This window comes from Ruminiclostridium sufflavum DSM 19573 (assembly GCF_003208175.1).
Lineage (GTDB): Bacteria > Bacillota > Clostridia > Acetivibrionales > DSM-1351 > Ruminiclostridium > Ruminiclostridium sufflavum.
In genome coordinates, this window is record NZ_QKMR01000002.1 from 263,479 (window position 1) to 287,737 (window position 24,259).

General features: G+C 40.0%; 17 protein-coding genes. 13 read left to right on the forward strand and 4 right to left on the reverse strand.

Annotated features, from left to right (window positions below; translation table 11 throughout):
* Positions 1-139 precede the first annotated feature (139 nt).
* The 3 genes from LY28_RS02565 to LY28_RS02575 all read left to right on the forward strand — a co-directional run bounded on the left by LY28_RS02565 (position 140) and on the right by LY28_RS02575 (position 4,999).
* A complete protein-coding gene (locus LY28_RS02565; RefSeq protein ID WP_110460602.1) occupies positions 140-1,357 on the forward strand; it encodes a P-loop NTPase in 1,218 nt (405 codons plus the stop codon).
* A 485-nt stretch (positions 1,358-1,842) separates the two neighbouring features.
* On the forward strand, positions 1,843-3,213 hold the full coding sequence (locus LY28_RS02570; protein ID WP_110460603.1) for an AAA family ATPase: 1,371 nt from the start codon (positions 1,843-1,845) through the stop codon (positions 3,211-3,213).
* Between the two features lie 256 nt (positions 3,214-3,469).
* Positions 3,470-4,999, forward strand: a complete 1,530-nt coding sequence (locus tag LY28_RS02575; protein WP_110460604.1) for a GH39 family glycosyl hydrolase — start codon at positions 3,470-3,472, stop codon at positions 4,997-4,999.
* Between the two features lie 111 nt (positions 5,000-5,110).
* On the opposite strand, the gene LY28_RS02580 is transcribed toward LY28_RS02575, so the two are convergent.
* Positions 5,111-5,758 carry an undecaprenyl diphosphate synthase family protein gene (locus tag LY28_RS02580; RefSeq protein ID WP_110460605.1) on the reverse strand — a complete coding sequence of 216 codons (648 nt, stop codon included), beginning with the start codon at positions 5,756-5,758 and terminating at the stop codon, positions 5,111-5,113.
* A 428-nt stretch (positions 5,759-6,186) separates the two neighbouring features.
* Here LY28_RS02580 and LY28_RS02585 point away from each other — a divergent pair, with 428 nt between their 5' ends.
* Both LY28_RS02585 and LY28_RS02590 read left to right on the forward strand, forming a co-directional pair.
* Entirely contained in the window at positions 6,187-8,376 is a 2,190-nt protein-coding gene (locus tag LY28_RS02585; RefSeq protein WP_110460606.1) for a glycoside hydrolase family 9 protein, read from the forward strand.
* Positions 8,377-8,624: 248 nt separating this feature from the next.
* Positions 8,625-10,217, forward strand: coding sequence for a dockerin type I domain-containing protein (locus LY28_RS02590; protein WP_110460607.1), 1,593 nt, complete (start codon positions 8,625-8,627; stop codon positions 10,215-10,217).
* 178 nt (positions 10,218-10,395) lie between these two features.
* Here LY28_RS02590 and LY28_RS02595 read toward each other — a convergent pair whose 3' ends face one another.
* The 3 genes from LY28_RS02595 to LY28_RS02605 all read right to left on the reverse strand — a co-directional run bounded on the left by LY28_RS02595 (position 10,396) and on the right by LY28_RS02605 (position 13,515).
* The gene (locus LY28_RS02595; protein ID WP_110460608.1) at positions 10,396-11,214 is read right to left on the reverse strand and encodes a sulfite exporter TauE/SafE family protein; all 819 of its coding nucleotides are present in this window, start codon (positions 11,212-11,214) and stop codon (positions 10,396-10,398) included.
* Between the two features lie 97 nt (positions 11,215-11,311).
* Positions 11,312-12,319: a YeiH family protein gene (locus tag LY28_RS02600; protein ID WP_110460609.1), complete on the reverse strand. Its 1,008-nt coding sequence runs from the start codon at positions 12,317-12,319 to the stop codon at positions 11,312-11,314.
* A gap of 203 nt (positions 12,320-12,522) precedes the next feature.
* The gene (locus LY28_RS02605; protein ID WP_110460610.1) at positions 12,523-13,515 is read right to left on the reverse strand and encodes a LacI family DNA-binding transcriptional regulator; all 993 of its coding nucleotides are present in this window, start codon (positions 13,513-13,515) and stop codon (positions 12,523-12,525) included.
* Positions 13,516-13,930: 415 nt separating this feature from the next.
* On the opposite strand from LY28_RS02605, the gene LY28_RS02610 reads away from it, so the two are divergent.
* The 8 genes from LY28_RS02610 to LY28_RS02645 all read left to right on the forward strand — a co-directional run bounded on the left by LY28_RS02610 (position 13,931) and on the right by LY28_RS02645 (position 24,182).
* On the forward strand, positions 13,931-16,342 hold the full coding sequence (locus tag LY28_RS02610; protein ID WP_110460611.1) for a glycyl radical protein: 2,412 nt from the start codon (positions 13,931-13,933) through the stop codon (positions 16,340-16,342).
* A gap of 9 nt (positions 16,343-16,351) precedes the next feature.
* The gene (locus tag LY28_RS02615; RefSeq protein ID WP_110460612.1) at positions 16,352-17,257 is read left to right on the forward strand and encodes a glycyl-radical enzyme activating protein; all 906 of its coding nucleotides are present in this window, start codon (positions 16,352-16,354) and stop codon (positions 17,255-17,257) included.
* 39 nt (positions 17,258-17,296) lie between these two features.
* Positions 17,297-18,766 carry a rhamnulokinase gene (locus tag LY28_RS02620; protein WP_242981126.1) on the forward strand — a complete coding sequence of 490 codons (1,470 nt, stop codon included), beginning with the start codon at positions 17,297-17,299 and terminating at the stop codon, positions 18,764-18,766.
* A 16-nt stretch (positions 18,767-18,782) separates the two neighbouring features.
* Positions 18,783-20,285 carry a sugar ABC transporter ATP-binding protein gene (locus LY28_RS02625; RefSeq protein WP_110460614.1) on the forward strand — a complete coding sequence of 501 codons (1,503 nt, stop codon included), beginning with the start codon at positions 18,783-18,785 and terminating at the stop codon, positions 20,283-20,285.
* On the forward strand, positions 20,278-21,243 hold the full coding sequence (locus LY28_RS02630; protein WP_242981127.1) for an ABC transporter permease: 966 nt from the start codon (positions 20,278-20,280) through the stop codon (positions 21,241-21,243). Before LY28_RS02625 ends, LY28_RS02630 begins: the two co-directional genes overlap by 8 nt.
* Positions 21,244-21,303: 60 nt before the next feature.
* Positions 21,304-22,329 (forward strand): sugar ABC transporter substrate-binding protein, encoded by a 1,026-nt coding sequence (locus LY28_RS02635; RefSeq protein WP_110460616.1) that lies wholly within the window; start codon positions 21,304-21,306, stop codon positions 22,327-22,329.
* A 208-nt stretch (positions 22,330-22,537) separates the two neighbouring features.
* Positions 22,538-23,182 (forward strand): class II aldolase/adducin family protein, encoded by a 645-nt coding sequence (locus tag LY28_RS02640; RefSeq protein ID WP_110460617.1) that lies wholly within the window; start codon positions 22,538-22,540, stop codon positions 23,180-23,182.
* A gap of 115 nt (positions 23,183-23,297) precedes the next feature.
* Positions 23,298-24,182, forward strand: a complete 885-nt coding sequence (locus LY28_RS02645; protein WP_110460618.1) for a LysR family transcriptional regulator — start codon at positions 23,298-23,300, stop codon at positions 24,180-24,182.
* The last annotated feature ends 77 nt before the right edge of the window (positions 24,183-24,259 follow it).

The window sequence follows — 24,259 nt, forward strand, 5'->3', positions numbered from 1 at the left end:
TGTAGATTTACGTTGACAAGTAAAAAATAACAGTAGTATTGTATTAAGGATGGTGGAATTATACCAAGTTCTTTTCAAGGGCAAGGTTGCAGGTTTTAATATACAGGTTGAATGAATATAAAAAATATGAGGTGAGATAATGAGTGATGAAGTTTGCAGCTGTGGAGGGACAAATTGCGAAAGTGAAAGCTGTGGAGGATCTTGTTCGTCAGGAGGCTGCGGAAACGAGCCTCAGAGTTTTATTGAAAAGACTCATGAGTTAAATTCTATTAAAAGAGTAATTGGTGTTGTCAGCGGAAAAGGCGGAGTAGGCAAATCATTAGTTACTTCTACGCTTGCTGTGATGATGAATAGAAGGGGATATAATGTGGGTGTTTTAGATGCTGATATTACAGGTCCTTCTATTCCTAAAGTTTTTGGTATTAATGACAGGATTCAGGGAAGCGACCTTGGGATGTATCCTCAGAAATCGGCCGAAGGAATTTCTGTAATGTCGGTAAACCTTCTTCTGGACAAGGATGAATCTCCTGTTATATGGAGAGGGCCGGTTATTGCGGGAGTTGTAAAGCAGTTTTGGACGGATGTTATCTGGGGGGATATTGATTATTTGTTCTTAGATATGCCGCCGGGTACAGGAGATGTGCCGCTGACAGTTTTTCAGTCCATACCGTTGGATGGTATTATAATTGTTTCTTCACCGCAGGATCTTGTTTCAATGATAGTCAAAAAAGCCTATAATATGGCTAAGGCGATGAATATACCTGTTTTGGGTATTGTTGAAAATATGAGCTATTTAAGATGTCCTGACTGCGGCAAGAATATTAAAATATTTGGAGAAAGTAAAGTGGATTCCATTGCTGAAAAGCTGGGAATAAAGGTTTTGGGAAAGATGCCGATTGATCCTTCGGTGGCGGAGCTGTGTGACCGGGGAGAGGTCGAAAAGCTCAATAATGATTATCTTGCAGAAGCTGTTTCAACAATAGAAAAAAAACTGGATGTCGGAAAGGTGATAAAAACATTGAAAATTGCAATTCCAACCGATGGAACAAACATATCTTTACACTTTGGAAAGTGTGAAGACTTTACGGTTTTTGATATTGAGAATTCCGTAATTAAAAGCAAAACCATGCTAAGTACGGAAGGGAATCTGCATGGACTGCTTCCGACATTCCTTTCTGTAAAAGGAATAAATGCGGTTATAGCTGATAGCATGGGTGACGGTGCAAAAAATAATCTGATTAAAAATAATATAGAAATTATATCAGGTGTAAGCGGAGATATTGACCAGGCTATAAATGCTTATCTTGAAGGAACGTTACAAGCTGCCGGTACAAAGAGTGCAGAGCATGAGAATTGAAACGGAGTCTGCAAGCGACGGAAGTATACTGTTGAAATCAGGTGATTTTTAATATCACGCAGTAATAAAATTTGTAAATAAAAAAGTAAGCTTTGTTTTTTAATACAGAGCTTACTTTTTTTCGTTTATTATGTAATAATATAACTATAAATTAATACCACTTATAGAAGGAAATTGAACATTTATGTCGAATTGTCTGAGTAGGAATATAAAGTGAATTGCTGCCGGCTAAAGAACCGATGATATCGGACGATAGTTTTGGTTTGAGGCTGAAGCCTCCTAAAGTTAAAACAAATTCAAACCCAAACTGTGTTCAAAATTGGCTTAAAGGCTTAATTCGCCTAAAAAACGATATTATAAATATCGTCCCGAAGGCTTGAACCGTAATTGACTTTAGTCAGAGAAATTATGTGTATCACTCACAATTATACTAATAATGTCAAGTTGAATACTTAAAATTATACACTTAAAAGGAGAACATCAATATGAAAAGTTTTAGGCTAAAAAATATTAAAGGCTTTGTAGATACCGGCAAAATTGAAATTAAGCCTATTACAGTTATTGTAGGTGAAAACAGCTCTGGGAAAAGCAGCATTTCCAGATTTCCATTAGTCCTGAAGCAAACATTTCTTGATGCGGCATCAGTACCTATACTGCTTTATGGTAGTTTGACAGATTATGGAAATTATGAGGATGTGGTTTTCAATCATAGAAAAGGAGAGGTCATTGAGTTTGAAGTGACGTTCAGCTACAATGAGTTCAGAAGGTCCAGTCTCAGACCGTTAATTGCGGATGATCAATTTGACAAGTTTATGGACTCAGACATGATTTTAAAAACCTGCATAATTCACAAGGATGGCAAAATGGCTGTGAATGGGTTTGTACTCAGCTTGACCTCAAGAGAAGAGCCCATTGTTGAGTTTACCTCAAACGATTATACCAGCAGCTTGATATTTAATATTAACGGATATGAGGAACATCTGATTGATCCGGAGGAGTATTTCTTTGACAAGTTTATCCCGGATATCAGATGTATGCTTGATAATTCAAATACTGACAGGATAAATAACGCCAGATATAACAGCAACTTGGAATTGGCCTCTCAGATATGCAACACGCTTCAGAATTATTTTAATATGCTGGCAAATAAGATTTTTTATATTGATTCTATGAGAAAAACACCCGAAAGGTTCTATAGATATACAGACAGCATTGTCGATTCTGTAGGGAAATGCGGAGAGTATGCACCGGTTATATTGGGGCAGGAATTCAGACACGGCAAGAATATAATAAACAAGGTATCTGACTGGTTATCGTCACATATGAATTTTGCGCTGGATGTTGAGGATGTTGAAGGCCAGCTTTTTAAAATAATGATTCGGGATTTAAAAACCAATGCAAGGAATAATCTTGCAGACATGGGACAGGGACTGTCCCAGCTTATTCCTATTCTTGTTCAGACCTTCATAACTAAAAATAACAAGGAATGCTCCAGACTCAGCAGAACTCCGAATTTAACTGTTATAGAACAGCCGGAGCTTTATCTGCATCCTTCGTCTCAGGACTGTCTGGCGGATTTATTTGTGGAGACCATTAAGAAGGAGAATGAGAGCTTCTTCATTGAAACCCACAGTGAGCATTTAATCCGCAGATTGGTGAAATTTATTGATGAAGGTGCTTTATCAAGCGACGAAATTGCTATATATCTTACTGAGAAGGATTATGACGGAAACTCGAAGGTCAGAAAGCTGAATATGAACGAATATGAAAAGATTGCGAGCTGGACAAAGGATGCTTTTTCAAAGGGAAAATCTGAAGCTGATGAACAAAAAGTAATCAGCCTTAAGAAAAAATAATTGCTTTAAAATACATAATATAAAAATCAATTATGTTGCAGCCAGAAAACAAAGCATAGTGCATTTTAATGCCTGAATTGGGCGTGGAGGTTAGCTTGAAAAGCTCGAAAACAGAGTTTGTACAAACATAGTGCATTTTCGAGCTGTAAAAAGCCGTAAATGGCTTTTTACAGATAAGGCAGCTGTGAAAAAAATTGGCGTACCTCCACGAAGTTTTAACTGAATTTTTGTGCCTGAATTGGGCGTGGAGGTTATTATGAGCAAAGTTAAAAAGATTTTGGTTGATAAGGGAGCAGAGATACCTTTTTATAACAGAATGGATTTTTGTGTTGGCTCGGGTCGAATGGGACTGGCACTTCATAAAGAGTACTATGAGCAGCTTAAAATGGTGCAGGAAGCGATAGGTTTTAAATATATACGCGGGCATGGACTGTTCTGTGCGGATATGTCTCTTATTCAGACCTATAAGGATGAATCGGGAAGTCAGGCAGTTGAGTACAATTTTACATATCTGGACAGGGTAATAGACAGCTATATAGACTTGGGCATAAGGCCTTTTCTTGAGCTTGGCTTTATGCCTGAGCACATGGCTTCGGGAGAGCAGACAGTATTTTACTGGAAGGCGAATGTTACACCCCCCAAAGATTATAAGGACTGGACCGATATGGTGCAGGCGGCTTTACGCCATCTGATAGACCGATACGGCAGAGAAAATGTAATACAGTGGCCTATTGAGGTATGGAATGAACCCAATCAGCCGGATTTCTGGAAGGATGCCGATATGGATGAATACTTCAGGTTGTATGAACATACTGCTCTTGCAGTAAAGAGAACAGACCCGGGTTTTATAATCGGCGGACCTTCTATAAGCGGCAGACTTGATGAGGCATGCATGCGCTCTTTTCTTGAATATGTTTCATATAAAAAGCTTCCTTTGGATTTTATATCAAGACATAATTATATATCACATCCGCCGGAAAAAGACGGCCGCTATAATTATGTGAAGCTAAGCAGTATCGATGATTGGTTTCAGCCGTTGGACAAAACAAGAGAGCTTGTAGACAGCTTTGAAGAATTCAGAGGGATGGATATACATGTAACAGAATATAACACGTCATATGTACCTGATTGCCCCCTTCATGATACCAATTTAAATGCGGCCTACACAGCGGCCTTGCTGTCACGCTTCGGAGATAAGCATGCATCATATGCATACTGGACCTTCGGAGATATTTTTGAGGAGAGAGGGGTGCCATATACTCCGTTTTACGGCGGCTTCGGTATGGTAGCCAATAACTGTATACCAAAGCCCACTTTCTGGACCTTTGCTTTTTATAAGCAGCTGCAGGGAAGATGCGTTCACCGCTCGGATGAAGCAATAATTATCCGTAGGCCTGAAGGAAGCTATCGGGGAATTTTGTGGAATACAGATTTCGGATATGAAGGCAGACCGCTGGAATTGGAAATTCAATTGCCGGCTGAGTTTGCCGGATATTGTCTGGTGACTGAAACTGTTGATGAGGAGTGCTGTAATCCTCTAAAGCTATGGCATGATATGGGGGAACCGTTTAATTTAACACAGGCTCAGACAGCACTTTTGAAGAGGCATTCCGTACCTCTTATTAAATCAGAAAGAATTTCCTGCTCTCAATCAAAGATAAAAATTAGTCTTATGCTGAAACCAAACGGGGTTATTTATTTTGATTTGAGCAAAACGAAAATGAAAAGCGACAGGGGCTATTCCTATGAGAGAATTCTTAGGGGAGAGATAAAAGGAGAAGGCTGAAAGCCAATTACGTTCAAGCCTTCGGGACGATATTTATAATATTGTTTTTTAGGCGAATTAAGCTTTTTAGCCAAGTTTGAACGCAGCAGCCTCAAACCCAAACTATCGGCTTTATCCGCCCAAGGTGATGTCCTGCTTATCATACCAATCCAAGGCCTGATAAAAATGCTCGGGTTTAAAATCCGGCCAATATTCATCAACCACGTAAAAATCCGCATAGATGGATTGCACGGGTAAGAAGCCGCTTAACCGCCTTCTTCCGCCCCAGCGGATTATTAAGTCAATTCGTGAAATAGCATTGGATTTCATCCCCGTAATTATATTTTTTCTGTAAGCTCCTGTACCCGCTGCTGCCAAGTGGCCTAAATCCCATTCCCAGCCGTAGTTAACAAGAAAATTAACCTTGATTCCTCCTTTACCGAAGGCTCTTCTGGTGGTATAGCTGCTTAGCTCCTCCGGGAACATTTTTGATTCGTTATTTCCTACCACCAGCAATGAGGCATTTTCACCGGATAACAGCTTAACCGCATTGACGCAGGCGTCTGTAAAGGCTTGGCGCTGTGTCATGGGGCGTTTATTGTTGTCTGTGGTAAAGCCATAATAGGTTATCTCCTTAACACCAATTTGTTCACATAGCTTAAAAACAGCCAATCCTGGTTCAAGACCGGTGGCATAGCCTTTTTCCTTGCTCATTCCGTTGGATACAGCCCATCTTCTGTTGCCATCAGGAATAATTCCAATATGTGCGGGTATTCGCATTATAGTCACCTCATCTTAACAATATATTTTTCAGCATATTTCTAATAGGTATTGTTAACATTAATTACATAATTTATCCAACAAATAAAAACGACTCAATTTTATCCTATTTTTCACTAAAAGATTTTAATATACAGCAAGATTTGCCTGTACAGATTTCTCGCAGCATTGTATAATTAAATGGTAATTTAATAATGATTTACAGTATAAACATATTATTACTAAAGCCTGTTATGCCCTTCAAGCTAGCGGCTGACCGTAATTGCTTTATATAATATTACCTGCATATTATTACCTGCATATTATTACATATCATGATAATATATAATGCTATTTTTCGTACCCGTGATTATTACATAATAGTATTAATTATTATATTATTTTACAATTTTATAATAAAAAATAATTTTAAGGGGGAGATGTTAATTATGGGGAAAATGAAATGTGAGCTTGTACACAAAAAAATTTTCCGATCAACTGCTTTAATGCTTGTGGCTTCTTTAGTGCTGACTTTATTTGCTTTTGTTCAGGAAGCACAATCTGCCGCTTCACCGCGAACCGGAGGGTCTTACTACAATTATGGTGAAGTAATGCAAAAGGCTATCCTTTTCTACAAAGCAAACCGTCTGGGAGACTTGCCTGATGACTATATTTTGCCGTATAGGGCTGATGCCGCAATGACTGACGGAAAGGATGCAGGTCTTGATTTGACAGGAGGCTGGGCCGATGCAGGAGACGGTATCAAGTTTACCCATCCTATGTCATATGCCGCGGGTCAATTGGGATGGGCTGTATATGAGTACCGTGATGCATTTGAAGAGTCAGGGCAGATAGATGACATCCTTGACGAAATTAAGTGGGCTACAGATTTCTTTATCAAAGCGCATCCGAGTCCGGAGGTATTATATTACATGTGCGGCTATGAGGCATCGGATCATTCTGTTTGGATACCTCATGAGCTTCTGGATTACAGAACTGACAGAAAATCCTTTGTACTTAACTCAAAGGTGCCAGGCTCTGACGTTGCAGGCTCAACTGCTGCGGCGTTAGCTATTGCATCTCTTATTTTCGAGAAAACAGATCCGGAATATGCGGAAAAATGCCTGACACATGCAAAGCAGATTTTTGCTTTTGGTGACAAGTACAGAGGTAAAAATCCTCTTGATACACTGTATCCGTCAGGCGGCTATATGGATGATCTGGCTTGGGGTGCTATTTGGCTTTACATTAAGACCAATGATTCTTCTTATCTGGACAAAGCAAAGTCAGTACTGCCTACCACCGTATTAGGCGGAGGGCATACTCACTGCTGGGATGATGTCAGCTACGGTGCCGCACTGAAGCTGGCCCAGCTGACTCATGAGGAGGGTTATATAAAGGCGGTTGAAAAGAATCTGGATTCATGGATGCCGGACGGAAGTATTACATATACTCCGGGAGGTCTGGCTTGGCTTTCCCAGTGGGGTTCTCTGCGATATGCAACAACAGCGGCATTTTTAGCCTTTGTATGGTCTGATGACGATACTGTATGCACAGCTTCTAAAAAGCAGAAGTATCATAATTTCGCAGAGAGTCAGGTAAACTACGCTCTTGGTGATAATCCACGCAAAGGAAGCTACGTAGTGGGATTCGGCGAAAATGCGCCGGAACATCCTCATCACAGGACGGCTCACGGTTCATGGACAAGCCAGCTTACAACACCTGATTATCACAGGCATATTCTGTATGGTGCTTTGGTTGGCGGCCCCGGTTCGGATGACAGCTGGAAGGATGATATCAAGGATTATATGCTCAATGAGGTGGCTACTGACTACAATGCCGGCTTTGTCGGTTCTTTAGCCAAAATGTATGATATGTACGGGGGAGATCCGTTGGAAAATTGGCCGCAGCCTGAGGATTTTAAAGCTCCGCAGGATGACATAACCGAATATTTCTGCAGAGGCTGGATAATCTATGAAGGTTATGGAGCAACAAATATCATGTTCCAGCTGAATAACCGTTCGTCATGGCCTCCTACAATGAAGGACAAGCTGTCTGTCCGGTATTATATGGATCTTTCGGAATTATTTGAGGCAGGAAAGGGCTTGGAGGATGTATCCATAACACTTGGAGACAATCAGGGAGCAAAGCTTATAGGATTAAAGCAGTATAAGGACAATATTTATTACTTTACGGTGGACTTTACAGGAACACAGCTTATGCCGGCGGAATGGGAATTATGCGAGAAGGATGCCACGGTGTCCATAAAGTATAAGGATGCGAGTATTGGTTCAAATGAAAATGACTGGTCTTATAAGACTCTTACCGGCCCTCCGGACTATGATGCCACTTCTTTCGCAGGGTTGACGCCATATATTCCGGTATATGACAACGGACGGCTTTTATGGGGTGAAGAACCGGCAGGAGGCAGTCCGCAATTTACTTACGGTGATATAAACGATGACGGCGGTGTTGATGCAATTGATTTTGCATTGCTGAAAAAAATATTGCTGGGGGATAAGCCCGACAATGCAAATATGTCGGCGGCGGATGTAAATGATGACGGTGACGTAAATGCTATTGACTTTGCTATTTTAAAAAGTTATTTAATAGGCAGCATCACTTCATTGCCTAAATAATGCCGCTGTGCTTTCATAGGTGTTTTTAAGGCCTAAGAATATTTGCAGGGGAGTGAAAAACGGAATAATATCATTTTGCTGATATCTCAGACTTAAATACATATGAAAAATTTGCGCTCATAATTAAAGCAGAGAGACATAAATATGAGCAGAGCTAAGAACAAAGGATTAAATTAACTGCGGAAAATTAAGGGGAAGCGCAGTATTTTGATTAATGTCTTTATTATTAGAACAGGGGGATTTTTGCAATGAAAAGAATGACTCGTTTCACATGCTTGGCAATAGTGACGATGCTTTTAGTGACAATGCTTGCGCCTTCAGCTTCGTATGCCGCATCGTCAGTTACTCTTGACTGGGACACCGAATATCAGACAATTGACGGCTTCGGTGTATCGGAAGCTTTTCATCAGTCAAATAATATTGCTCTTTTGGGAACTGCAAAGCAGAAGGAAATTTATGATTTGTTATTTTCAACTGAAAAGGGAGCCGGTTTCTCAATATTCCGTTCAATTTTGGGTGACGGAGGAACCTGGGGAGATGCACAGGACGGACCGAACAAGACAATGCAGCCTTCTGCCTCAACATGGGACTGGAAGGAATCCAATGATGATCAGATACCTATGATTAAGACTATTCAGGCAGATTACGGGATTGATAAAATTCAGTATACTGTATGGAGTCCTCCGGCATGGATGAAGACAACCGGCTCTGTTGCAGGGGGTTCGCTGAGCACTGATAAATATCAGGCTTATGCCACATATCTGGCTGAGCATATTAAAAATTACAAAGCAAAATTCGGAATTGAAATCACTCATATCGGAATACAGAATGAGCCTGATCTGACCACTGCCTATTCCTCATGTGTATGGACTGCGGCTCAGTTCAAAACCTTTATGAAGGATTATCTGGTGCCTACATTTGATAAAGAGGGCATAACGGCAAAGGTTATTATGGGAGAAAAGATGACATGCTCCGAAGCAATGGCAATAGACTGTCTGAATGATGCTGCTGCGCTGACAAGGACAGACATTGTAGGATGCCATAATTATGGCTCTTCCTATGCAGCCTTCCCTACTACAAAGGCTAAGGGAAAAGGAATATGGCAAACCGAAATATCGGATATGAACGGCAATGATCTTACAATTACTGACGGCTTGAACTGGGCGAAGCAGGTTTATGATTTCATGACGGTGACACAGGGGAATGCATGGAATTACTGGTGGGGTGCATGCTATAAGACATGGAACGGCGAAGGCCTGATACAGATGGATATGAATGCGAAAACTTATAAGATTGCTAAAAGGCTGTATACCATTGGACAATATGCAAGATTCATAAGACCTGACTGGAAAAGATTCGAGGCTACTAAAAATCCGGTATCAGGTGTATATGTAACTGCTTACAAGGACCCGGAAACAGGTAAGTTTGCAGTTGTTGCTATAAACAACGGTTCATCAAGCCAAGCTGTCACATACAATTTGAAGGGCTTCGAAGCCGCATCGGTAACACCTTATACGACTTCGGCAACTCAGAATTTAGCCGAAGGCTCCGAAATAGCGCTTAATGGAACAAGCTTTTCGGCTACTTTGGCAGCGAACTCAGTAACTACCTTTGTCGGAGGAACTGATTCGGGAACTTACGGGGATGTTAACGGTGACAATGCTGTAGATGCGCTTGACTTTGCAATAATCAAACAGTACCTTATCGGGCAGATAAGCACTTTTCCGGGCAAAGACGGCATGAAGCTTGCAGATGTAAACCAAGACGGCAGTGTGGATGCTCTGGATTTTGCAATCGTTAAGAAGTATCTGCTGGGCAATATAGACAGGCTGCCTGTTTAGACAGAAATATTTAATCTAAAGGCAACAGCAGCTTTTAATAGGAGCAAAGTCTTCTGCTGACAGCAGGAGGGCTTGCTCCTATTATTTGACTTTGTTTTGCCAAACTATAGGATAATATAATCGATTCTTTAGGCGATAGTAATTGACTTTTAGTGACATATGCAATTTCAGTCTCTTCTTAAAAAATTGCCAGCATCAAAATTCTTATGCCTGCAATTCCTAGTGCAATTGCAAGCCCCCGTATTATGAAGCTGCCGCCAAAGCGTTTTGAAAGCCTCGCTCCAAGCTGTGCGCCGAAAAGTACTCCTATGGATAAGCCAATTGTCTGAATAATTCCTTTTGATAAAGCTCCTGAAAAAAGATGAACTATTGTGCCCGATAAGGACATTCCGGCCAGAACAAAGTGGGAAGTGGCTGTTGCTATATGAACGGGAAAGTTCAGAGAATGTACCAATACAGGCACATGTATAATTCCTCCTCCTATTCCTAAAACACTGGATAAATATCCCACAAATATGCTGATTATCACACCCAGCACAGGATTATATGAGAAGGTATGTACAACACCTTCAATATCTGTTATGGTACGCGTTACCCGCTTTTTTGAAGGGGTATTCCCTGAGGTTCTTTTGTTTTCCGGGTTAGCCATTAAAAATATTGATGCTGCAATGAGTAATGCTCCGAATAATATATTAAAAATATTTCTTGGTATTATTGAAGTAGTGAGGGCTCCTAATATTGAGCCGGGCAGTGTGGCAAGGGCAAAAAGCAGACCTGATTTATAGTCTATTTTCTTCATTTTTGCGTAGGCAATTGAGCCTGACAGTGAGTTGAAGAATACAACAGCCAGAGAAATGCTTGTAATAGTTTCGGGACTTTTATCAGGATACAGCAGCAAAAGAACCGGTACTAATATAAAACCGCCTCCCGCACCTATTAATGTACCGAAGGTTCCAACCATAAAGCCCAAGGGAATAAGCCATAGAAACTGTTCCATAATAAAATTTCAACCTCCAAAAAAATATATTTACCTTTGTGCACAATTATATTATTATTCTGCTTATAACAAAATTTAATGTAGTAAAACAGGCTTTTTAAATTTGTCCTGTGGCAAGCTGAACTCCTATGCTGACCAATGATACAGTAAACCATAGCAGTAAACCCATGAAAAGAGGCTTGAAGCCTGTTTTCATCATATCCTTGAAATTTGCACTGAGGCCTACGGCAGATAAAGCCATCACAATCATAAATTTGCCTGCGGAGGACAAAAAGTCTGCAACACCTTGGTTGAATATACCCAAGGTATTTAAAAGAGATGCTGCCAAAAAGCCCATTATAAACCAGGGAAAAATTTTTTTGAAGCTGTAATTAATTGTTTCATCGGCTTTAGCGGCTTTCTTCTTTTTGAATATTGTAACCGCTGCAAAAATTAAGGATATAGGGATTATCATAGTGGTGCGTGTCAGTTTCACAATGGTGGCATAGGCTCCGGCTGCGTTGCTAAAAGCATAGCCTGCGGCCACAACCGAGGAGGTGTCGTTTACTGCCGTTCCCGCCCATAAACCGAAGGCATTGTCTGAAAAGCCCAACAAGTGTCCGAGAGGCGGAAATATCAATACTGCTATGATATTAAAGAAAAATATGGTTGATATTGAATAGGCTACTTCCTTTTCATCTGCCTCAATGACAGGGGAGACAGCGGCAATTGCAGAACCGCCGCATATTGCAGTACCTACGCCTATCAGGCTGGTAAGGTTGAAGGGGATTTTCATAAGTCTTCCGAGGGCAAAGGCGGCAATGAAAGCAGAGACTATCGTGCACAGCATTACAGCCAGAGAGTCAAGACCTGTCTCCCATACCTGAGCAAGGCTCAGACCTGTACCCAGAAGTATTATGGCATACTGAAGAATTTTTTTTGAGGTGAATTTTACTCCGTTAACCGTATATGAGGGTTTGCCAATAGTATTATTTATGATTATTCCTATTATTATGCCGAATACCGATCCGCCTATAATGGGAAATTTACTGCCCAGAAAGGTAGAAAAGAGTGCAATTAAAAAGGTTAATAATATTCCTGCAGTGTTTTTTCGCAGCCAGTCCATATAAATGCCTCCAATAGCTTTGTTAGTTTACTGTATTGCGGGCTTGTCTGAGCCCGCAATATTATTATAAAGTATAATTGCCATAAATAAAAATTATGATTTGTTATAATTGTATAAGAAAAATTTATGGAACGCTTTCTGGAGCCAATTATAATGGCTGATTGAATAAGGATATTGTAAAAGCATGGATTTTTATACTGGTACTATTCATTCAGCTTTTTGCAGGAATTTCCTATTACCAGTGATACATCTATAATGTAATGCTTTGGCTGGTCTGCCGGAGAAACAACACATTCAAACAGTCTTTGCGCGATAAGATTTATATCCTGCTTAATGGTAGTTATCTTAGGATAAAAATACTCTGTATTACATCCGTCAAAGCCAACCAATGAGAAATCGTCAGGTATCCGCATTCCTATCATGTTTGCTCTTTGATTAAAGCCTATTGCGATTTGGTCATTTGCGCATATAATAGCTGTCGGACGGTTTGGCAATGAACAAAAATAGTCAAAAGCGTTTGCTCCTGTTTTAGCTTTTAAATCGCCGCTGAAAATATATTCATCAGGCACAGTTATACCCTTTTCTCCAAGTGCGGTAACATAAGCCTGCTTCCTTTCGGTGACCGATTTTGTGGCCTTGTCGTAGCCTGCAAAAGCAATCTGCCGGTGGTTCAGATTGAACAGATAGTCAACAAGCAATCTGATTCCCTTTATATTGTCACTTTTTACAGATGAGAATGCCTCAGACATCTGTCTGTCGTGAAAAACACAGGTTTGATTGTGTAACTTGTTCCAAGATATGTTTTTAATATGCCCCTCTGTAAAGATAACACCCTTTGTCCTTATCCCCTCGCAATACTTTAAATATTCTATTTCTTTTTCAGTATTATTTTCTGTGTTGCAAATCAATAGGGTGTACTTATTTTCAAATGCAATTTTATTTATTGATTTAACAAGAGATACAAAAAACGGGTTGTCCAAATCAAGAATGAACAGGGCTATGGATTTTGAGGTATTGGAAAACATGTTTTTAGCCGTTATATTTGGAACGTAGTTATATTTTTCTATTATAGAATTAACTCTTTCACGTACCTCATCGGATGTTTTTGAAGACCCGTTAATAACACGTGAAACAGTTGCAATTGAAACACCGGCCAATTGAGCTATTTCTCTTATCCCGATATATTTTTTATTCATAAATATGTTTTAAATCTCCCGACTGTCAATTATTTGTTAAGGTGTAACTGTTACTAAAAGTTAATTGCAATTGCCGTTTTAGTGAGGATTATGCTTTTATAACCGATCTTGAGTGCACATAGCTTATTATTCCTATAGTTATTGTTACATTATTAATACTATAATAATATTTTTTTGCTTTAAAAGCAACATTTATTAAAATTATTGTGTAAATGTTACATTGAATATGAAATTTTAAATAATTATTTTTTTAAAAAAATGTAAATTCAAGAAATATAAGCTATAAGAATATTAAAAATGCACAAAAAAACATTAAATTTTAATAAAAATTTGTCTAATTCTGTTGACAAATAAAATATATGAAGTAAAATATAAGTATGAAACTTGTTACAAAAAATAAAGGGGGGTATGAATAGTGAATGACAGAATTTCGAGATTGAGAAAAAGATTATTCGAGCAGGAGCCTAGAGTGTGCTCAGAGCGGTGTAAAATTTTTACGGAGTCAATGAAAAATGATATAGGGCTGCCCACTTCAATTCAACGTGCAAATGCATATTATAATGTTTTAGATAAAATGACTGTCTGGGTGAAGGAGGATGAGCTGATTGCCGGCAATCAGGCAAAATGGCCGAAAGCTGCTCCTATATATCCTGAGTACTCAAATAAATGGATAGTGGATGAAATCAACGGTGAGCCTTATGAGTGGGACAAAAGACCGGGAGATAAGTTCTATATTGATGATGATGTGAAAGAGGATTTGCTGGACTGCATTGAATATTGGAAAGACAAGGCATTATATGACTATTTGAGAAAATCCCTGCCTGATGAAATTAACAGTGCGTGGGATGCAGGAGTTATAGATGATACATGGGTAAGCGCAGCCGGTCTTGGTAATGAAATCCCTGATTACAGACTGGTTGTTACAAAAGGCCTGAGAGATGTTATCGACCGGATTGAGAAGAGAATGGCAGAGCTGGATTTACGGGAGCCCGGCAATGTAAAGAAGAAGTTCTTTCTTGAGGCTGCTTTAAAAGGGAATATGGCAGTAGTGAATTTTTCAAACAGGATTGCGGACGAGTGTCTGAAGGAAGCTGAAAAAAGCATTGACAAAAAACGCAGGGAGGAACTTTTTAAGCTCGGTGATATTTGCAGAAATGTTCCTCTGAATCCTGCAAAAACCTTTCATGAGGCTGTGCAGGCGATATATATTATCCTGCTGGCTGTTCATTTGGAATCCAATGGTCATGCCATATCTTTAGGCAGGTTCGACCAGTATGTATATCCGTTTTATAAGAAAGATATTGAAGAAGGAAGGCTTACACGTGAAGAGGCTTTGGAAATAATAGAGTGCTTTTTTATAAAATGCAATGAACTCAATAAGCTTCGTTCCTGGCCTGATACAGAATTTTTCCTCGGTTATCAGATGTTTATAAATCTTGCAATTGCCGGACAGACAAAGGATGGTGAGGATGCGGCAAATGAGGTGTCCAACCTGTGCGTGGAAGCATGCGGAGAACTGAAACTTGTAACACCTTCTATTTCGGTTAAATGGTTTGAAAAGACCGATGATGACTTTATGCTAAAGGCTCTGGAGACCGCAATAATACATCAGGGCGGAATGCCGGCATTTTACAATGATTTGGCCTTCATAAGAACCCTGAGAAATATGGGAATCGCGGAGGAGGATTTGATTGAATGGTCGCCGGACGGCTGTATTGAGGCATCAATTCCGGGGAAATGGGATTTTGCTGCAAAAGGTCCCTGGCTGAGTGTCGAAAAGGTATTGGATATTACCTTGAATAACGGTTATGATCCAAATACAGGAATACTGCATAAAAAGACAAGTAAAAATATTGAGGAATGTACGAGCATTGATGAAATTTACAAGGAATACAAGGATATGCTGGCCTATTTTATGGATTTGCAGGTTATTACGGAGCATATCAATGATTATTATCATTGCATATATGATATAAATGCCTTCCGCTCATCCCTTGTGGAGGACTGTATCGGAAGATGCCTTGACCTTGTGGAAGGCGGCTCGGTGTATTCGGCCGACGGGGGACCGACAGCGGGAACAATAAGTGCAGGGGATGCAATGGCGGCCCTTGACGACATAGTATTCAACAAAAGGATGCTTACGCTGGAGCAGGTGCTTCATGCTTGCAAAACAAACTATGAGGATATGTCAACAGAGCCCGCAGGTCCTGAAATAAGAGCGATTATGCTTAATAAGGCTCCAAAATTCGGAAATGATGATGAGAGTGCGGATAAATGGGTGGTTGATATAGAAGACTTTATAGGCTCCAGATACCGCTATGAGTATAAGAGCTCAAAATACGGAAAGGGCCCTGTCCCATGCTGCTATTCATACAGTCAGAGCCCTGTAACCGGAAATATTGCCTTCGGACGGTCTGTGTGCGCCACACCTGACGGCAGGAAAAATGGCGAGCCTGTAAACAACGGTATTTCTCCTGCAAACGGTTCGGAGAAAAATGGTGCAACTGCTGTTTGCAATTCTATTGGAAAGCTTCCCAGCATTTGGTTCCAAAAAGGGGCAATCTTCAATATGAGATTGACAAAAAATGCCGTTTCCACTGTTGAACAGCGTAAACGTGTTATAGCAATGATTAAGGTTCTTTTTGAAAAGTATGCGCAGCAAATTCAATTTAATATTGTGGATAACCAGACCTATAAGGACGCTATGGAGCATCCTGAAAGCTACAAGGACTTGATGGTCAGAGTATCCGGCTATAGCGCACTGTTTACGGCTCTTGCCCATGATTGCCAGATGGATGTTATAAATAGGGCTGAAATTGATTTGTAGGAGACTGATATGAATAAAGCGACTGTTTTTGATATTGAACGTTTTGGAATTGAAGATGGACCGGGTATCAGAACAGCAATATTTTTGAAGGGCTGTGCTTTAAGATGCAAATGGTGTGCAAACCCTGAATCGCAGCTCTTTGAAAAGCAGGTCATGTTTAAAAGCAGCTTGTGCACAGGCTGCCGCAGATGCCTGTGCATCTGCCCTAATAACAGCATAGAATATCTTGAAGGCTATGGGTTTATCACTGTCGGCAGTAAATGCAGTCATTGCGGGAAATGCGCAGATAATTGCTACGTCAACGCCCGCTCATTAGTAGGGAAGGATTATTCTGTTGATCAGATAATTGATGTGGTGCTTAAAGACAAGGAGTATTACAAAATGTCGGGGGGAGGTGTAACATTTACCGGCGGAGAGCCGTTTTTTCACCATGATTTTATTAAGGAATGCTCCCAAAAGCTGAAAAGCTATGGAATAACGGTTCTGGTTGAGACCTGCGGACAGATTCCCCTTGAGAACCTTCAAGCCTGTTCTGACAGTATTGATTATATCTTTTATGATATAAAGCATATTGATACCGAAAAGCATAAGCTTTTGACCGGTATGGGAAATGAGCTTATTCTTTCAAATCTGGAATGGCTTAACAGCAGCTTCAGAGGAAGCTTATCCGTAAGATATCCCGTCATACCGGGGTGCAATAATGAGAAGCGGGAGATTGAAGGCTTCCTTGACTATGTCAGCAGGCTTGAAAATGTAAAGGAAGTTTATTTTTTGCCTTATCACAGGCTAGGAGAATCAAAATATCAAGGACTTGGCAGAAAATACGAAATGCCTGAAATTGAATCTTTAAAATTTAAGGATATTTCTTATTTAAAAGACTATGAAGCAAAGTATAACATTTCTATAAAGGTTTAGCATATGAGTATTCAAAAAAAATAAAGGAGTCGGTATATTATGTCGGTTAAAAATATTGTCGGCTTGGACTGCGGAAATTCATCATTCAGGGTTTTACTTGGTGTATATGACGGGCAAGCAATAAAGACAGAGGTTATTGACCAGATTCAGAATGACATGATAAGGATTGGAGATTATTTTTACTGGGATATGCTGAAAATATTCGAAGGCTTTAAGGTGTCTCTGAAAAAAGCTGTACAGGCAGTCAATAGAATTGATTCCATAGGAATTTGCACCTGGGGTGTTGATTTTGCAATGTTCGATAAATCGGGCAATATGCTTGGAAATCCGCTTTCATACAGGAATGAAGCAGGTGAAATTTACCTGAATGGCCTTACGGAAGCCCGGAAGTCAAAAATGTTTGAGGAAACCGGTATTCTGTGCGATAAGATCAATTCTGTTTACCGCCTGCTTGCAATGAAAGAAATTATGCCTGAAATATATTCAATTGCCGATAAGGTTTTAATGATACCGGATATTCTGAATTATTTCATGACCGGCATAATGATTAATGAACCCAGTGAGCTTAGTACTACTCAGCTAATGAGCTCGAAAACAAGAAAAATCAGCCCTGAAATCTGCAAGGAGCTGGATATTTCAGAAAAACTGTTTTGTGAGATAGGTGAGCATGGAAAAAGAATTGGTATGGTCAGAAGAAGTATATTGGAGGAAATAGGAGCAGACTATGAAATCCCGGTGGTATGTGTGCCTTCTCATGACACGGCGTCTGCGGTAACTGCTATTCCTGCGCAGGAAAGCGAATATGCCTTTATAAGCTCGGGGACATGGTCTCTTATCGGAACTGAGGTTGACGAGCCTGTAATAAATGATACGGTTCTTAAAGCCTCTCTTACCAATGAGGTTGGTGCCTTTAATAAAATAACCCTTTTAAAAAACAGTGCAGGTATGTTTATTATTCAAAGAATAAAAAAGGAATATGATGCTGAGATGAACAGAACCAGCACATGGGACGAGCTTGACACTCTGGCGGATTTGTATGAGGGTGAGGTACCCCTCTTTGATGTTAACAATTCAAGGTTTTTCAATCCGTTGAAAATGAGCAGGGAGATATGGAGCTATCTCTGTGATACCGGTCAGGTTAGCGGTGGACTTGATTGGGGAACAATAATAAAGGCTGTTCATGAATCTATGGCCTGCTGTTATGCAGTAACCGTTGAACAGCTTGAAAAGGCTGTATCGAAACAATTTGACAAAATTTATATTGTAGGAGGCGGTTCAAAAAATATAATGGTGAACAGGCTTACTGCTGAAAGAACCGGTAAAAAGGTCATAGCATGCAGTAAGGAAAGTACTGCTTTAGGTAATATTGCAGCCCAAATTAAATTTTTTGACAATGATATGGATTTAAAGAGAATCAGGAAGGTTATAAAGAATTCTTTTCCGGTAATTGAATACTCAGGGGAAAAAAATGGCATGGAAATTGTTGAAAGGTATAAGAAAATGCTATAGAAGGGGTGATAGATAATTGGAAAAGCTTATGCTTGATATGAGTGGCATCAATAAAAGTTTTTATGGAGTACAGGTCCTGAAGGATGCCCAGCTTCAAGTCAAGTCAGGTGAAGTACATGTTCTGCTTGGTGAGAATGGTGCAGGTAAGTCAACACTCATTAAAATTTTATCAGGTGCTTATCAGAAGGAAACAGGAAAGATTGTGCTTGACGGTGAGGAGCTTGGTGCTCAGACACCGAAGCAGATGATTGACAAGGGAGTAAGCGTTATTTATCAGGAGTTCAATTTAAATCCCTATGTCCCGATATATGAAAACATTTTACTTGGCAAGGAAATTGCAAGCTATGGAGTGATAGACCAAAGGGCTTCAATAAAAGAAGCAAAAAAATATCTCGATCTTATAGGATTGGATATTAACCCTAAGACCTTAGTAAGTGAATTAAGCGTTGCTCAGAAGCAAATGGTGGAGATAGCCAAGGCTATTTCAACAAATGTCAAGCTTTTGGTTCTGGATGAACCTACGGCTGCCATTACAGATAAAGAGACTCTAAGGCTGTTTGAAATCGTAAGAAATCTCAAGAAGAAGGGTATGGGAATTATCTATATTTCTCACAGAATGAGCGAATTGTTTGAAATCGGTGACCGCTGCACCGTAATGAGAGACGGCAGATACGTTAAGACAATAGGCCTTGCCGAAACTAATATAGATGAGCTTACAAAGCTTATGGTGGGAAGGGAGGTCAGCTTTAAAAGATTTCATAACGGCTATATTGATGAGAATAAGGTGGTTCTGGATGTTAAAAGCCTGTGCTACAAAAATTTGCTTAAAAATATTAATCTGGAGCTGAAGCAGGGCGAAATACTGGGTCTTGCCGGACTGGTAGGCGCAGGAAGGACGGAGCTTGCAAAGTGTATTATAGGTGCCTGTAGAAGAACAGGAGGTTCTGTTCAATTAATGGGTGAAAAGCTTAAGGATAATGATGTGGAATATTCCATAAGAAAGGGAATTGTTTATCTCAGTGAGGACCGTAAGGATGAGGGCCTTGTGTTAATGCATTCGCTTACCGACAATGTGGTGCTTCCCAATCTTAAGAAATTCGGAAAGCTTATGCTTAAAAGTGTAAAGATGTGTGATGTTACAAAGGACTATATACAGAGGTTAAGGATAAAGACATCCTCCCATACGGCAGAAGTCAGAAGCCTGTCCGGAGGAAACCAGCAAAAGGTGGTTATTGCAAAATGGCTGTATTCAAACGCAGATGTATACATCTTTGATGAGCCTACAAGAGGAATAGATGTCGGTGCCCGGGATGAGATATACAATATAATGATTGATCTGATAAAGAACGGAGCATCAATAATTATGATATCTTCAGATTTGGTTGAGGTGCAGAAAATGTGCAATAGGATTATTGTGTTAAAGGAAGGGAGAATTTCAGGGGAATTGGAAAATACCGATGAATTGACCCAGGAACAAATATTGCATTATGCTCTTACAGGAGGGGAAAAAAGTGAATAATACAGTGAATAAATTAAAAAAGATAGACCTCAAGTCAATAACACTTTATATCGGAGCAATTGTTATCCTGCTTGCTTTTACAATTATATGCAAGGCTAACGGAAAGGATTTTCTGACATCGTCAAATATTCAGAATATTATTTCCCAATCCTCGGTTATGGCAGTTGTGGCAATCGGTGCATCACTTGTCATACTGACGGGAGGAATTGATCTGTCGGTTGGTTCTATCGTGGGCTTTGTGGGAATTTTCGGCGGAATAATGATTAAGAGCGGTGTACCTTTATTTGCGGTAATTGTTATTTGCTGCGTGGTATGTGCACTTATCGGACTGGCTACCGGCTATTTCGTAAGCTTCGGCAAGGTGCCGGCATTCATTGTTACTTTGGGTACAATGCAGATTATCAGAGGGCTTACAAAGGTTCTGACCTCGGGAAAGCCGGTGTCAGGGTTCCCGGAAGCACTCTCAAAGCTGTCCTCCTTCGAGATATTCGGTATTCCTATAATTATAATTTATGTCTTTATATTTTATGTATTGATTGTTTTCACTTTGAGTAAAACCAAGTTCGGGAGAAGGATATATTCTATAGGAGGAAATCCAAATGCCGCAAAGCTTTCAGGTGTTAAGGTGAATAAAATAGAAATGCTGACTTATATGCTGGCAGGATTGTTCTCGGCATTTGGAGGCCTGATGCTTTTGTCAAGACTGTCCTACGCAGATCCCAATGCCGGTTCAGGGTATGAAATGGATGCAATAGCAGCTGTTGTTATCGGAGGAATAGCACTTTCGGGAGGCAAGGGAAAGGTTGCTAACACATTGGTGGGGGCTTTGATACTCGGTATGCTCAAATGCGGTTTGCAGATTTTAAATGTTCCTACTTATTATCAGACAATTATCATAGGTGTTGTAATTATCGCAGCAGTATATATGGACAAGGCTAAGGAAAGAAAGGCAGAATAACAGTTGTTTCTGACACCTGCTTAGTTGGTGTTAAAATAAAAAAAATGGAGGAATAAAACTATGAAAAAGTTATTAGCGGTGATTTTTGTTCTGGTGTATTCTGTATCTGTAATGCTCACAGGCTGTTCCACAAGCGGTTCCTCAGGAGAGACAAGTGCTGCGTCAGGTTCTGATCAGGGAAGTGCTGCAAAGTCTGGAGAGGATAAATTCGTTGTCGGCTTTATTCCTATGACATTGAACAATGAGTACTTCATAACAATGGTAAACGGAGCAAAGCAAAAAGCAGCGGAGCTTGGAGTCGAGCTTAATGTCCAGGCCGGAGATCAGCATGCAAGTGCGGCAGATCAGCTGACAATTGTTGAAAACATGATAACATCCGGTGTGGATGCTATATGTATTGTCCCAAGCTCATCAGAAGGTCTTGCCGTTGCACTTAAAAAATGTAAGGATGCAAATATTCCCGTTATCAATCTTGATACAAAGCTGGATGAGAGCGTTCTTAAGGAAGCCGGTGTAACAGTACCGTTTTACGGCACCAACAATTACGAAGGAGCGAAGAGTGCGGGCGAATATGTCAAGGCTAACTTCAAGGCTGGAACAAAGACAGCCATTCTTACAGGTATAGCAGGTCAGCAGAATGCAGCAGACAGAAGAGACGGCTTTATTAAAGGCGCGGGAGATGCTATTAATGTTGTTGCAGAACAGTCTGCAAACTGGGAAGTGGATCAGGGCTATGCCGCAACACAGAATATACTTACTGCCAATCCGGATATTGAATTGGTATATGCGGGCAACGACGGAATGGCAATAGGTGCGGTCCGTGCTATAAAAGAAGCAAAGAAGGAAAGTCAGGTCAAGGTAATAGGCTTTGACGGCACTTCCGAAGCTCTGAATATGATAGAATCAGGTGAAATGTATGCTTCGGTTGCTCAATTCCCTGCTGAAATGGGAATTCTGGGTGTTGAAAATGCTCTTAAGCTTATAAAGGGTGAAAAGGTGGAAGAAAGCACAGATACCGGAGCAAAACTGATTTTACCGGAGAACGTGAAAGAGCATCAGGAATATTGTAAAAAATATGCCGAGTAGTCATGCAGATAAATAAAGTCAATTACAATCGGCTAAATAAACGATATTATAAATATCGTCCGGATATAAATATCGTCGCGAAGGCTTTGAACCGTAATTGACTTTGGTAAGAAGCCGCAGTGGCTGTTGCTTTGACAGGGACAGCCACCGGCTTTAATAAAAACAGTATATGCTTTACACAAATAATTAACCGGGAAGGGATTTAGTTATGAATTATAAAAAATTAATTGTAGACTCCGGATTACGTATGCTTAATTCGGGATATACAGTGGGAACATGGGGAAATATCAGCGTGAGAGATCAGGAGAAAAATCTTGTATACCTGACTCCAAGCGGAATGGACTATTCAAAGATTATTGAGGAGGATGTTGTAGTATGTGACCTTGACGGTAATACGGTTGAAGGAACAAGGAAGCCCACAATAGAAACCTTACTGCATTTAGGAGTATACAAGGCACGTCCGGAGGTCAATGCGATTGTTCATACACATCCTATATATTCAACAGTGTTTTCCTGTGCGGGTGAGGATATTCCTTCTGTTATTGACGAAGCGGCTCAAACTCTTGGAGGCATTGTAAAAACCGCTCCTTATGCACTTCCGGGTTCACAGGAGCTGGCGGATAATTGTGTACGGGCACTCGGAGATAAAGCAAACGCCTGCCTGCTGATGTCCCATGGAGCTGTATGCCTGGGCGAGACAATGGAAGCGGCCTTCAAAGTATCAACGGTACTTGAGGTAACCGCACAAATTTATTATATGGTAAGATCAATGGGGAAAGAGTGTATTAAAATATCCGATGAAAATATTGCAGCTATGGAGTATTTTGTTAAGAATATATATGGTCAAAGATGAAGCTGATAAAAAACCTCTTGGTGTACATTAAAAAAGTGCGCCGAGGGGTTTTTATTTGCTGTACAATTATAGTATTATTAGAGTTGATATTATATAACCCCTGAGGAGTTTACACATGATAGATTCAAAGCTTATCACATTTTTGAACGTAGCAGCTTTAAAAAGCTATACCAGAGCGGCAGAAATGCTGAATCTGACACAGCCCGCAGTGTCTCAGCATATAAAGCAGCTGGAAGAGCATTATAATGTAAAGCTGATAAACAGAAACGGAAGACAATTATCCTTGACGGAGGAAGGAAAGCTTTTGTTTAAATATGCAAAGGAGCTGGAGGCTAATTCATTTCTGCTGGAAAGAAAGCTAAGAAACAAATCTGCCGTTGCAAAGAGATATGATATCGGTGCAACTCTTACTATCGGAGAATTTGTACTTCCGGGCTTGCTTGGCGAATATAAAAGGCAGCATGAAAATATTGATGTTATAATGCATGTCTACAATTTGGAGGAGATATGTAAAAGGCTTGAAAACGGAGATTTTGATCTGGGTATAGTTGAAGGCCCTTTTGATAAAAGTAAATTTAATTATAAAAAGTACAAGGAGGATGAGCTGGTTCTGGCTGTTTCACCTCTTAGCAGCCTATCACAAAAATTAAGGGTTAGCATAAGCGACATACTCAATGACGGAGGGCTTATTATGAGGGAAAAAGGCTCTGGTACAAGAGCTGTATTTGAGAATAAGCTTCTTGAGCTGGGTATAAGCCTGTCTGACTTGAAAATTTATATGGAGGTGGGAAGTATCGGTGCCATAAAGTCTTTGGTACAAGCGAACCTTGGCTATACGGTCATATCAATAGAGGCTGTGAAAAGAGAGGCGGAGTCTGGCACAATGGTAATTATACCTATTGAAGGCGTTAAGATTATGCGTGAATTCAATTTTATTTATTTTGAGCATGGGCAAATAGAATTTACCGATAATTTTATTGATTTTTTAAGAAACAAATAAATATATTAATAAGATACAGAATTTTTTAATAAATATTGTAATATTTGAATATATAGTTTGACAAATATAAAGCTTGT